General features: G+C 63.0%; 9 protein-coding genes and 1 riboswitch. Of the genes, 3 read left to right on the top strand and 6 right to left on the bottom strand.

What is annotated here, in order from left to right:
- Window positions 1-36: 36 nt before the first annotated feature.
- From FIU81_RS12225 to FIU81_RS12200, 6 genes are all read right to left on the bottom strand, one after another.
- A complete protein-coding gene (locus FIU81_RS12225; RefSeq protein ID WP_124111212.1) occupies window positions 37-867 on the bottom strand; it encodes a carbohydrate ABC transporter permease in 831 nt (276 codons plus the stop codon).
- Window positions 868-881: 14 nt separating this feature from the next.
- Entirely contained in the window at window positions 882-1,748 is an 867-nt protein-coding gene (locus FIU81_RS12220) for a carbohydrate ABC transporter permease (protein WP_124111213.1), read from the bottom strand.
- 147 nt (window positions 1,749-1,895) lie between these two features.
- The gene (locus FIU81_RS12215) at window positions 1,896-3,218 is read right to left on the bottom strand and encodes an ABC transporter substrate-binding protein (protein WP_124111214.1); all 1,323 of its coding nucleotides are present in this window, start codon (window positions 3,216-3,218) and stop codon (window positions 1,896-1,898) included.
- Window positions 3,219-3,338: 120 nt separating this feature from the next.
- Window positions 3,339-4,520, bottom strand: coding sequence for a LacI family DNA-binding transcriptional regulator (locus FIU81_RS12210; RefSeq protein ID WP_254695912.1), 1,182 nt, complete (start codon window positions 4,518-4,520; stop codon window positions 3,339-3,341).
- Window positions 4,521-4,600: 80 nt separating this feature from the next.
- Window positions 4,601-6,925, bottom strand: coding sequence for a catalase/peroxidase HPI (gene katG / locus FIU81_RS12205; protein WP_124111215.1), 2,325 nt, complete (start codon window positions 6,923-6,925; stop codon window positions 4,601-4,603).
- Between the two features lie 169 nt (window positions 6,926-7,094).
- The gene (locus FIU81_RS12200) at window positions 7,095-7,685 is read right to left on the bottom strand and encodes a gamma-glutamylcyclotransferase family protein (protein WP_124111216.1); all 591 of its coding nucleotides are present in this window, start codon (window positions 7,683-7,685) and stop codon (window positions 7,095-7,097) included.
- A 60-nt stretch (window positions 7,686-7,745) separates the two neighbouring features.
- Window positions 7,746-7,833: riboswitch (glycine riboswitch) on the top strand.
- 97 nt (window positions 7,834-7,930) lie between these two features.
- Between FIU81_RS12200 and gcvT the strand changes: the two genes are divergently transcribed.
- The 3 genes from gcvT to gcvP all read left to right on the top strand — a co-directional run bounded on the left by gcvT (window position 7,931) and on the right by gcvP (window position 12,347).
- On the top strand, window positions 7,931-9,040 hold the full coding sequence (gene gcvT / locus FIU81_RS12195) for a glycine cleavage system aminomethyltransferase GcvT (RefSeq protein WP_124111217.1): 1,110 nt from the start codon (window positions 7,931-7,933) through the stop codon (window positions 9,038-9,040).
- A 15-nt stretch (window positions 9,041-9,055) separates the two neighbouring features.
- Window positions 9,056-9,421, top strand: coding sequence for a glycine cleavage system protein GcvH (gcvH, locus tag FIU81_RS12190; RefSeq protein ID WP_124111218.1), 366 nt, complete (start codon window positions 9,056-9,058; stop codon window positions 9,419-9,421).
- An 88-nt stretch (window positions 9,422-9,509) separates the two neighbouring features.
- The gene (gene gcvP, locus FIU81_RS12185) at window positions 9,510-12,347 is read left to right on the top strand and encodes an aminomethyl-transferring glycine dehydrogenase (protein WP_124111219.1); all 2,838 of its coding nucleotides are present in this window, start codon (window positions 9,510-9,512) and stop codon (window positions 12,345-12,347) included.
- Window positions 12,348-12,349: the final 2 nt, after the last annotated feature.

Here is a 12,349-nt window from a genome sequence, read left to right as displayed (position 1 = left end):
CTTTTTATGCCCTACCGCTGCGCTACGTGAGGGCGCTTATTTTACGGCGCCGAAGGTCAAGCCCCGGACAAGTTGCTTCTGGCTGAACCAGCCAAGGATAAGGATCGGCGCGATGGCCATGGTCGAGGCCGCCGAGAGTTTGGCGAAGAACAATCCTTCGGGCGACGAGTAGCTGGCGATGAAGGCCGTCAGAGGCGCTGCGTTCACAGCCGTCAGGTTCAGGGTCCAGAACGCTTCGTTCCAGGCCAGGATGAAGTTCAGCAGCAGGGTAGAGGCGATGCCCGGAATGGCCATTGGCGTCAGGACATAAAGGATCTCGCTGCGCAGGCTCGCCCCGTCCATTCGCGCGGCTTCCAGTATCTCGCCCGGAATCTCGCGGAAGTAGGTGTACAGCATCCAGACGATGATCGGCAGGTTGATCAGCATCAGGATCACGACCAGCGCGATGCGGCTGTCCAGAATGCCCATTTCGATGCAGATCAGATAGATCGGATAGAGCACGCCGACCGCGGGAAGCATCTTGGTCGAGAGCATCCACAGCAGGATGTCTTTGGTGCGGCGCGACGGCACGAAGGCCATCGACCAGGCGGCCGGCACGGCGATCATCACACCCAGAACGGTCGAACCGCCCGCGATGATGACCGAGTTCCACAGGAACCGCATGTAGTTAGAACGTTCCTGCACGATGCGGTAGTTTTCCAGCGTCCAGTCGAAGTTCAGGAACAGGGGCGGATCGGCGATGGCCTGCGCCTCTGTCTTGAAGCTGGTCAGGATCGTCCACAGGATCGGAAAGAAGATCAGCAGGCCGATGGCCCAGGCGATGGCGGTGTTGATCGCCTTGCGCCGTGTGGTGACGGAACGTGCCATGTCTGTGCCCTCCCTTAATTGTCCAGGTTCTTGCCGACGATGCGCATCAGGAAGATGGCAACGATGTTGGCAAGGATGATGGCGTAGACGCCGCCTGCCGATCCAAGGCCGATGTTCTGGCTTTCCAGCACGCGCTGGAAGATCAGGTAGGTCAGGGTCCGGGTGCCGAAGGCTCCGCCGGTTGTGGTGAAGATTTCCGCGAAGATCGACAGCAGGAAGATCGTCTGGATCAGTATCACGATGGTGATCGCGCGGCTTAGGTGCGGCAGGATGATGTAGTAGAACCGCTTGAGGATCGGCGCGCCGTCCATCTCTGCGGCTTCCAACTGGTCACTGTCCAGCGACTGGATCGCTGTCAGCAGGATCAGCGTGGCGAAGGGCAGCCATTGCCAACTTACGATCAGCACGATGGAAAACAACGGGGCGTCCGACAGCCAGACCACCGGATCGGCCCCAAAGGCACGCCACAGGTGCGACAGCAGGCCGTTTGTGGGATCCATGAACATGTTCTTCCACACCAGCGCCGACACGGTGGGCATGACGAAGAAGGGCGCGATAACAAGGATACGCACGACGCCCTGACCCCACATCGGCTGGTCGAGCAGCATGGCGAGCAGGACGCCGAAGACGATGGTGATAAGCAGCGCTCCACCGACGATGATCAGCGTCGCCTGCACCGAAGGCCAGAAGGCCGAGGAGGTGATGAAGCGGACGTAGTTGTCGAACCCGACGAACCCCTGGTCGCCGCCGCGCAGGGGCAGGTATTGGCGGAATGAGAACCACAGCGTCATGACCAGCGGAACGAGCATCCACCCCAGAAGCAATACGACGGCGGGGGCCATCATGAAGCGCGCGGCGGAGCGTGAGTGTTGAGTGGCCATGCTGGTCTCCCTGAGCGCGGTGCGGTCCGCGGACGAGCGATAGAATTCTGGTGGCGATCAAGACGAAGGGCCGATTGCGGGGATCGCAAGACCCGCATCGTCGGGGTGGAAGGGGCAGGCGGGCCGCCCCTTCCGAAGTGTCAGAACTTAGTAGCCAGCGGCTTCCAGTTCCTCGGTCATGATGGCCTGACCCTTTTCCAGCGCTTCCTCGACCGACTGCTGACCAGCGTAGGCGGCCGAGAACTCTTGACTCACCTGGCCCCACATGCCGGCCCACTCGGGGATCGCGGCGAACTGGACACCAGTGTAGGGCACCGGCTCTACCGTCGGGTTGTTGGGATCGGCGGCGTCGATCGAGTTCAGCGTCAGCTCGGCAAAGGGAACCTCGGCGTAGTTCTCGTTCTCGTAGAGCGAGGTGCGCGCACCCGGAGGCACGTTGGCCCAGCCTTCGTTCTCGGCGACCATCTCGATGTAGTCGGTCGAGGTGGCCCACTCGATGAACTGCTTGGCCGCGTCAGCCTGCTCGGTTCCGGCGGGGATCGCCAGCGCCCAGGCCCAAAGCCAGTTCGCCTTCTTGTCCACGCCTTCAGCGTTCGGTGCCAGGGCGAAACCGACGCTGTCGGCAACTTCGCTGTCGTCGGGGTTGGTCACGAAGGACGCCGCCACGGTGGCGTCGATCCACATGCCGCACTTGCCCTGCTGGAACAGCGACAGGTTTTCGTTGAAGCCGTTGGTCGCGTAACCGGCGGGGCCGGATTCGGCCATCATCTCGGTGAAGAAGGTCATGGCTTCGGACCAGGCTTCGCTGTCGAGCTGCGGCTGCCAGTCTTCGTTCACGGGACGCGCGCCGAAGGAGTTCGCGAGCGTCATGATCAGCGCACCGCCTTCGCCCCAGCCGGCCTTGCCGCGCAGGCAGATGCCGTTGATGTCGGCGTCGCGGTCGGTCATGGCGGCGGCGGCTTCGCGGATGAACTGCCAGGTGGGCTCTTCCGGCATTTCCATGCCAGCCTCTTCCATCAGGTCCGTGCGGTACATGATCATCGAGGATTCGCCGTAGAAGGGCGCTGCGTACAGCGTATCTTCATAGGACAGACCGGCGCGCATGGCGGGCAGGATGTCGTCGGCGTTGTAATCGTCGGACAGGTCGTCCAGCGGCACCAGCCACTCGTTCGCGGCCCAGATCGGCGCTTCGTACATGCCGATGGTCATGATGTCGAACTGACCGCCGCCGGTGGTGATGTCGGTGGTCACGCGCTGACGCAGCACGTTCTCTTCCAGCGTCACCCATTCGACCGCGATGCCGGTCTCTTCGGTGAATTGATCGGTGTAGCCCTGCATGCGGACCATGTCGCCGTTGTTCACGGTGGCGATGGTCAGCGTGGCGTCGCTGGTGTGGCTTTCGGCGAAGGCTGCGCCGGCGGCAAGGCCGAGCACTGCAGCCGAAGAAGTAAGGGTATGCTTGAGGGTCATGCGTTCATTCCTCCCAGAACGTGGTTTTTTTACGCGTGTTCATTCCTAGGGCACGGCATGCGCTCACGTCAATGCGGAATTGACCTTGGCGCAAAGGAAGTTCGATTGAGAGGGCTGAACTCAGGCAGATTCGCGGATCTTCAATGTTCCGGGATAATGCTTAACCCAATGATCCACACCGGAGTTTTCCCCGTGTATCTTTTCGACCAGGCGCTTCACTGCCGCCGCGCCGATGGCGTCGAGGTTTTGCTCGACCGTCGTCAGGGCTGGAACGGTAAACTGCGAAAGCGGGTAGTCGTCATGGCCCGCGATTCGCAATCCGCCCCGGCGATGAGAGCCGGGTGACAGGCCGAAGCGGGCGGCGGCCCGCAGGGCGCCTATGGCAACGCGATCATTCGCGCAGAGGATGGATGCATCGGTCAGTTCTCCCCGCGCAAAGTACTCTGCCAGCGCCGCTTCGCCGTGCGCCTCATAGTGCCAGCCCGGCTGAATTTCTTCGGTTCCGATAACGCGCGATGGCAGGTTCAACTCGGCCATCTTTTCAAGATACGCGTTCTCGTGATTGACTGCGTTGAAGTTCACACGGGGCATCGCCAGGAAGATCGGAGGCTCTCCCATCCGGGCCAGGTAGTCGGTGATCAAGCCCACGCTTTGACTGTGTTCTGTGCCCACGTAATCCACGTGGCTCAATGCCTTAGGGCGAGAATCGGCCAAAACGAAGGGAAGGCGACGGTTCAGGCGGCTTTGCGCTTCGAAGTCGGTGCCATTGCCCAACGGCACGACGATGGCGCCGTCTACATTCATCGAAGCAAGTGTGCCGATCGCCCGCGACTCGACCGCTGGATCGGCATGAGAGCTTTGCGACAGCACCTTGAAGCCGGCCTGCATTGCGGCCAGTTCGATCGCCTGTTGCAGTTTGGTGAAGAACAGATCGTTCAGGTAAGGAATGAGAACACCGATGAGGCCGGTAGACTTCCGATTCATGCGAGTGGCGAAGAAATTCGGCGTATAATCGACGCGGGCAAGACCCTTTTCAATGCGCGCGCGGGACGTCCGGCTGACCCGGTCGGGGTCCTGAAAGTAGCGCGACAGGGTGGGGCGCGATACGCCGATGGCGACCGCGAGGTTTTCCATCGTGTCGATCCGGGGCTTCTGGTCTGGGTCGGATCCGGCTGATGTCACACTGCTCTCCGTTGCTGCGGTGCGGAAATGCGCCGCAGAAATTTTACGCTTGATAAAATAATCTGCTGCATCTTTGCCGTTTCTGGTGAGGATGGCAAATCTGATGAACAGGGAACCCACATTTTTTTTCGTGCCAAGGATCTGGACAAAAAAAGACCGGGGTCGAAACCCCGGTCTCAATCGATGCGATGGTGACCCGATCAGCAGATCGAGAAGGCAGCCTTGCGTTCGGCCGGTACGTCGTAGCGGTCGGCCATCATGACCTTCGTCCAAGCGCGGACGAAGTCCTTGACCAGCCGCTCTTCACCGTCGGACCCCGCATACAGTTCCGCCGACTGGCGCAGAGTGCTGTTGGTGCCGAAGACCAGATCGCAACGCGTTGCGGTGAACTTCTGCTCGCCACCGTTGCGGGTGACGATATCGAAGGTCGATTCTGCCTCGTCGTGCGGCTTCCACTCGTAGTCCATCGAGCACAGGACCTTGAAGAAGTCGTTGGACAGAACGCCCGGACGGTCGGTGAAGACACCGTGTTGCGAGCCATCGTAGTTCTGATCCAGAACCCGCAAGCCACCGGTCAGCGCCGTCCATTCCCACGTGGTCAGCTTCAGCAGCGCCGCGCGATCCAGGAACAGATGCTCGGGGGCGACGCCGAACCGCACATCAGTGTTGATGTAGTTGCGGAAGCCGTCGGCCACGGGCTGAAGGAAGTCCATCTGCTCGGGGTCGGTTTGCTCGGCCGTCGCGTCGGTGCGACCGGGCGTGAACGGGACGGTGATGTCGTGACCGCCATCCTTGGCGGCCTTCTCGACACCAGCGGCACCCGCCAGCACGATCAGATCGGCCATCGAGATCTTCTTCCCACCAGATGCCTTGCCGTCGAAGTCGGCTTTCACGCCTTCCAGCTTCTCCAATACGCGGGATAGCATGGTCGGGTTGTTCACCTCCCAGCCATTCAGAGGATCAAGCTGGATACGCGCACCGTTGGCTCCACCGCGCTTGTCGGTGTCGCGGTAGGTGGATGCAGAGGCGAAGGCCACGGCGATCAGTTCACGCACGGACAGACCGGTATCCAGGCACGCCTGCTTCAGCGTTGCCACGTCCGCATCGTCCACCAGCGGGTGATCCACGGCTGGAACCGGGTCCTGCCAGATGAAGTCTGGTCCGACGTCGGGTCCAAGGTAGCGGTCCTTGGGGCCCATGTCGCGGTGGATCAGCTTGTGCCACGCTTTCGAGAACGCCTCGGTGAAGTAATCGAAGTCCGCCAGAAACTTCTCGCAGATCTTGCGGTACTCCGGGTCAACCTTGAACGCGATGTCGGTGGTCATCATCATCAGCGGATGCTCTTTACCCTCGATGTGCGCGTCCGGGGTGGTCGGCGCGTTCTGACCGGCAACGGGCGTCCACTGCAATGCACCGGCGGGCGACTTCGTTTGCTCCCATTCGAACTTGAACAGGTTTTCCAGATAGTCGTTGTCCCACTTGATCGGGTTCGGGGTCCACGACCCTTCGATGCCGTTCGTCATGGTGTATTCGGCGTTGCCGGTGCCGCGCGGGTTGTGCCAGCCGAAGCCCTGTGCGGACATCGGAGCACCTTCGGGTGCGGGGCCGATCTCGTCCGGCGGGGTCATGCCGTGGGATTTGCCGAACGCGTGACCACCGGCGACGAGCGCCACGGTCTCTTCGTCGTTCATCGCCATACGGGCGAAGGTTTCACGGATGTCCCGCGCGGCATCCATCGGATCGCCGTTGCCGTTTGGACCTTCGGGATCGACGTAGATCAGCGACTGGTGCGAGGCACCCAGCGGGTTCTCAAGGTCGTAGTGGTCGTCCTTCGGGTCGCCTTCCCAGCGGATGCCACGGTTGACCATCTGGCCCGGGTGACCTTCGAGCGGGCCACGCGGAGCCTCATCGATGGATTTGCCGTTCCAGCCTTCGGGGCCCCAATAGGTCGCCTGATCGGCTTCCCAAGCGTCTTCGCGGCCAAAGGCAAAGCCCTGCAGCGGCAGGCCCATATCTTCCATGCCGATGGTGCCAGCGAGCACGATAAGATCGGCCCAGCTGACCTGCGTGCCATACTTTTGCTTGATCGGCAGCATAAGGCGGCGGGACTTGTCGATGTTGCCGTTGTCCCACCAGCTGTTCACGGGGCCAAAGCGCTGCATGCCCTGACCGGCGCCGCCGCGACCGTCGGCGATGCGATAGGTGCCGGCAGAGTGCCACGACATGCGGCACATCTGTGGGCCGTAATGGCCGTAGTCAGCGGGCCACCAGTCGACGGGCGTGCGCAGGGCTTCGCGAACGTCTTCCTTCAACTGGTCGACATCGAGTTCTTCGATCTTGGCGGCGTAGTCGAAATCTTCGCCAAGCGGGTTCGCCTGCGGACCGTTCTGATGCAGAAGCTCGACCTTCAGGCGGTTGGGCCACCAATGGTCGAGTTGCGGGTCGGTGCCCTGGGCGCCGCCGATGCGCGTCCCCCGGAAAGGGCATGCGCCTTGCGTGGCGCCGTGTTCGTTTTGATCTTTCATGGAAGTCGTCTCCTTGTCGTCGTCCCGTCCGGCAAAGTCGCAAAGAGCCTGCCGGAGAATACTGACCTGCGCGGCGTTGCCTGCGCGGGTCAGCCAAAAATGGGGCCTGTCGCCGGATTGGCCACCCCCGAAGCACGGGAAAGTTAGAAAGTTTCTAAATGTGGGTAGGTCAGGGCGCCGCGTCGGGGCCAAGTCCAGTCGTCGAGGCATCGACGATCCGGCACCCCAGATTGGCCAACCAGCCGTTTATCAGCACGGTTTCGGCGCGGCTGACGGGTTGCGCGCGGGGATAAAGCGGTGCGGCGCGATCATCGGCCACGGGCAGCGACCAATTGTCCGTGCTTTGGAAAAAGCGGGTCACGCCCTCTTCTCCGAACTCGGTCAGGAAGCCCTGCACCACGACATCCAGATAGCTCAGCAGGATCGGGCATTCGGACTGATCGTCGGGGCGCGGCGGGATGGAGTAGACGGCGATCTGTGGCGCGCCAGATAGGGGATGGTGGACAGCGTCCGTAGGCACACGGTCATAGCCTGCCTCACGCTGGTCGAGCGCGGCCCAGTCGTTGCCGGGCACGGGGGCGATCAAGCCGTCGATGGCAGACCCCGCGACGGGACGGGCAGTCAGGAATGCTGCCGGACGCAGCGCGGTCGCGCGCCATTCGCGCCGCCAGCCGGGCAAGGTCGCGGGGTGGCAAGGCGTGTAGACGTGGGTGCGGCGGTTCACGAGGCTGCCATAGCCGAAGAAGTGGGGATCATGCATGGCGCCGATGTCGCCCCTGTCGCGCCACTTGGCAAGGGGGGCGGGGTTGTGGCACCTATGTCCTGCACGAAGGGAGAATCGGGTGCGCCCGATGCCGAAGGAGCAACCGCCCCGGTAAACTCTCAGGCCCCAGGACCTTCGTGCGACGGAACTCTGGAGAGTGGTGCGGATGCACCCGCCGAAGGGATAGCGATCTCAGGCGCAAGGACAGAGGGGGCGACGAAACGGGCCAAGGAGGCTTAGGGATGTCGCCGCTGCGCACTGCTTTGTATGACCTGAACGTCGAACTCGGCGGCAAGATGGTGCCCTTCGCGGGCTACGAGATGCCGGTTCAATTTCCGCTGGGCGTGATGAAAGAGCATGTCGCCTGCCGATCCGGCGCGGGGCTGTTCGACGTGTCGCACATGGGGCAGATCGTGGTGACGCACCCGGACGGGCTGGATGCGGCGGCCGCCGCGTTGGAGCGTCTGGTGCCGCAGAACGTTATCGGGCTGGCAGTCGGACGACAGCGGTACGGGCTGTTTTTAGGCGACAACGGCGGGATACTCGACGACCTGATGATCGCGCGTCGCGCGGGCGATCTGTTCCTTGTGGTGAATGCCGCCTGCAAGGACTCCGATCTGGCGCTGCTGCAGAAGGGCTTGCCGGAATGCGACGTGAAGATGTTGGACCGCGCGCTTCTGGCGTTGCAGGGGCCTTTGGCGGAAAGCGTCTTGGACAGCGTCGCGTCCGGCGCTGCGGAAATGTCCTTCATGGATGTGGCCACACTGGGCAGCGACTACGGCGATCTGTGGGTCTCGCGTTCGGGATACACGGGCGAAGACGGCTATGAGATTTCGGTGGACGCTGCGCAGGCCGAAGCCTTCGCGCGCCGCGTGTTGCAAGCAGACGGCGTGGTCCCCGTAGGCCTTGGCGCACGCGACTCGTTGCGGCTGGAAGCGGGCCTGTGCCTCTATGGAAACGACATCGACATCCATACCTCTCCGATCGAGGCGAACCTAGTCTGGGCGATTCAGAAGGTGCGTCGGACAGGCGGCGCGCGAGCAGGCGGATTTCCGGGGGCGGAACGGGTGCTGGCCGAGCTGGACGGCGCACCGACCCGCCTGCGTGTTGGCCTGAAACCCGAAGGCCGCGCGCCGATGCGCGACGGGGTGGAGCTCTTTGCCGAAGATCGCGCCGTCGGGCGTATCACCAGCGGCGGATTCGGGCCATCCGTCGAGCATCCGATCGCCATGGGCTACGTGGATATTGACCACGCCGCCATCGGCACCAAACTGCAGGGTGAGCTGCGTGGGCGGCGCTTGCCGGTCGAGGTCGTCGATCTGCCCTTCCGCCCCGCCACCTACAAACGCTGACAAGGACTTGCTGCGATGAAATTTACGGAAGAACACGAATGGCTGCGCCCCGAGGATGACGAGGAAAACGTCATCACCGTCGGCATCACCGAACATGCCGCCGAACAGTTGGGAGATATCGTTTTCGTCGAACTCCCCGATGAGGGCCGGGTCGTCGTGAAAGAAGACGACGTGGTAGTGATCGAAAGCGTGAAGGCCGCGTCCGATATCATGGCCCCGGTCGATGGCGAGATCATCGAGGTAAACACCGCACTCGAAGATAATCCGGGGCTGGTGAACGACGATCCGCTGGGCGCGGGCTGGTTCTTCAAGATGCGGGTCGAGGATATGTCCGCGCTGGACGAGTTCATGTCCGAAGCGGCCTACAAGAAATTCATCTGACGCGCGCTGGGCGGGCCGCTGGCCTGCCTGCGGCGCAGGTATTTGTGGAACGATGAAGGGGTGCGACGCGCCCGGAAAGGATAACGCCATGCCGTTTGAACCGACCGGGTATGACCCCTACGATTTCGCGAACCGCCGCCACATCGGGCCGTCGCCGTCAGAGATGGACGCGATGTTTTCCGCTTTGGGCGTGGATGGCCTCGATGCGCTGATCAATGAGACGGTGCCTGCGGGCATCCGTCAGGACACGCCGCTGACGGACCCGCCCGCGACCGAGCGCGAGTTGCTGTACGAATTGCGGCAGCTGGCCAAGCAGAACCGAGTGTTCTCGACCATGATCGGGCAAGGATTCCACGGCACGGTCACGCCGCCTGCGATACAGCGGAACATTCTTGAGAACCCGGCTTGGTACACGGCCTACACGCCCTATCAGCCCGAGATTAGCCAGGGGCGGCTGGAGGCGCTGCTGAACTTCCAGACGATGGTCTGCGATCTGACCGGGCTGGAGGTGGCGAACGCGTCTCTGCTGGACGAGGCGACGGCGGCGGCGGAAGCCGTGACCATGGCGCAACGGGTGTCCAAGTCGAAGGCGGGCGCGGTCTTCGTGGACGAAGGCTGCCATCCGCAGAACATCGCTGTGATCCGCACGCGCTGCGCGCCGCTGGGGATCGAGGTGATCGTGGGATCGCCCGACGACATGGATGCGGACGCGGTTTTCGCGGGCGTGTTCCAGTATCCCGGCACGCATGGCGCAGTGCGCGACTTCACGGACCATATCGCGGCGCTGCACAGGACCAAGGGGTTGGGGATCGTGATCGCCGATCCGCTGGCGCTGACGCTTTTGAAAGAGCCGGGCGCGATGGGGGCCGACATCGCCGTGGGTTCGACTCAGCGGTTCGGCGTGCCGATGGGGTTCGGTGGGCCGCATGCTGCGTATCTGGCCTGTCGTGATTCCATGAAGCGGGCGATGCCGGGGCGGATCGTGGGCGTGTCCGTCGATGCGCGGGGCAATCAGGCCTATCGCCTGTCCTTGCAAACCCGCGAACAGCACATCCGCCGCGAAAAGGCGACGAGCAATGTCTGCACCGCGCAGGCTCTGCTGGCCGTGATGGCCGGTTTCTACGCGGTGTTCCACGGGCCCGAGGGGCTGAAAGCCATCGCGCAGCGGATTCATCAGAAGGCGGCGCGTGTCGCCTCTGCCTTGGAAGGCGCGGGCTATACGGTCGCGCCGAAGCACTTCTTCGACACAATCACGGTCGAGGTCGGCGCGCTGCGCGAGGTGATTTTCGCAGCCGCTGCGGACCGACGGATCAACCTGCGTCGCGTGGGTGACACACAGCTTGGCATCGCGCTGGACGAGACCACGCGGGATGAGACTCTGGAGCGATTGCTGGAAGCATTCGGCGTGACCGGACCCGCCGCCGATGCTGGCTACCGCTTGCCCGAGGCCTTGGCGCGGACCTCTGATTATCTGACGCATCCGGTGTTCCACATGAACCGGGCCGAAACCGAGATGATGCGCTACATGCGCCGCTTGGCCGACCGCGATCTGGCGCTGGACCGGGCGATGATTCCGCTGGGGTCCTGCACCATGAAGCTGAATGCGGCTGTTGAGATGGCCGCCGTTACATGGCCCGAGTTCGCCAATATCCATCCGCTTGCGCCGCTGGATCAGGTGCAGGGATATACAGCGCTAATCGGTGACCTGTCCAAGCGTCTGTGCGAAATCACGGGCTATGACGCCATGTCGATGCAGCCGAACTCCGGTGCGCAAGGAGAATACGCGGGCTTGCTGACGATCCGGTCGTACCATGCCGCCAACGGCGACGATCAGCGCGATGTGTGCCTGATCCCGGTGAACGCGCATGGCACCAACCCAGCCAGCGCGCAGATGGTGGGCATGAAGGTCGTCGTGGTGAAATGCACTGAGCGCGGCGACGTGGATGTCGAGGATTTCCGCACCAAGGCGGAGGCGGCGGGCGACCGGCTTGCGGCCTGCATGGTGACCTATCCGTCGACCCATGGCGTGTTCGAAGAGGGCATCCGCGAAGTCTGTGACATCACGCATGAGTTCGGCGGACAGGTCTACCTGGACGGCGCGAACCTGAACGCGATGGTCGGACTGTCGAAGCCCGGCAGGATCGGCGCGGATGTCAGCCACTTGAACCTGCACAAGACCTTCTGCATCCCTCATGGTGGGGGCGGGCCGGGCATGGGCCCGATCGGCGTGCGCGCCCATCTGGCGACTCATCTGCCGGGCGCGCCGGGCAGCGCCGATGAAGGGGCCGTCAGCGGATCGCCCTTTGGATCGGCATCCATTCTGCCGATCAGCTGGGCCTATTGCCGGGCGATGGGCGGCGAGGGGCTGACACAGGCCACCAAGGTCGCGATCCTGAACGCCAACTATATCGCGGAACGGTTGGATGGCGCGTACAAGGTGCTCTACCGCGGGCAGAACGGGCGCGTGGCGCATGAGTGCATCCTTGATTGCCGCCCCTTCCAAGACAGCGCCGGGATCACGGTGGACGATATTGCCAAGCGGCTGATGGACAACGGTTTCCACGCCCCGACGATGAGCTGGCCGGTAGCCGGCACCCTGATGGTCGAGCCGACGGAATCGGAAACAATGGCCGAGCTGGACCGCTTTTGCGACGCCATGCTGGCGATTCGCGAAGAGATCCGCGCCATCGAAGAGGGACGATCTAACGCGCAGGCCAACCCGCTGAAACACGCGCCGCATACGGTGGAAGACCTCGTGGGCGACTGGGACCGCCCCTACAGCCGCGAAGTCGGGTGCTTCCCGGCGGGCGCGTTCCGCGTGGACAAGTATTGGCCCCCCGTGAACCGGGTCGACAATGCCCACGGTGACCGCAATCTGATCTGCACCTGCCCGCCGCTGGAAAGCTACCAAGAGGCGGCGGAGTAGGG

Origin of the sequence: Palleronia sp. THAF1 (assembly GCF_009363795.1) — a bacterium.
Lineage (GTDB): Bacteria > Pseudomonadota > Alphaproteobacteria > Rhodobacterales > Rhodobacteraceae > Palleronia.
This window is presented reverse-complemented; position numbering and strand designations above follow the sequence as displayed.

Excerpts from the sequence above, each read along its gene's own strand:
- gcvT (WP_124111217.1), top strand. The coding sequence starts at position 7,931 with ATGTCGCCGCTGCGCACTGCTTTGTATGACCTGAACGTCGAACTCGGC.
- gcvP (WP_124111219.1), top strand. The coding sequence starts at position 9,510 with ATGCCGTTTGAACCGACCGGGTATGACCCCTACGATTTCGCGAACCGC.
- FIU81_RS12215 (WP_124111214.1), bottom strand. The coding sequence starts at position 3,218 with ATGACCCTCAAGCATACCCTTACTTCTTCGGCTGCAGTGCTCGGCCTT.
- gcvH (WP_124111218.1), top strand. The coding sequence starts at position 9,056 with ATGAAATTTACGGAAGAACACGAATGGCTGCGCCCCGAGGATGACGAG.
- FIU81_RS12200 (WP_124111216.1), bottom strand. The coding sequence starts at position 7,685 with ATGCATGATCCCCACTTCTTCGGCTATGGCAGCCTCGTGAACCGCCGC.
- FIU81_RS12225 (WP_124111212.1), bottom strand. The coding sequence starts at position 867 with ATGGCACGTTCCGTCACCACACGGCGCAAGGCGATCAACACCGCCATC.
- FIU81_RS12220 (WP_124111213.1), bottom strand. The coding sequence starts at position 1,748 with ATGGCCACTCAACACTCACGCTCCGCCGCGCGCTTCATGATGGCCCCC.
- katG (WP_124111215.1), bottom strand. The coding sequence starts at position 6,925 with ATGAAAGATCAAAACGAACACGGCGCCACGCAAGGCGCATGCCCTTTC.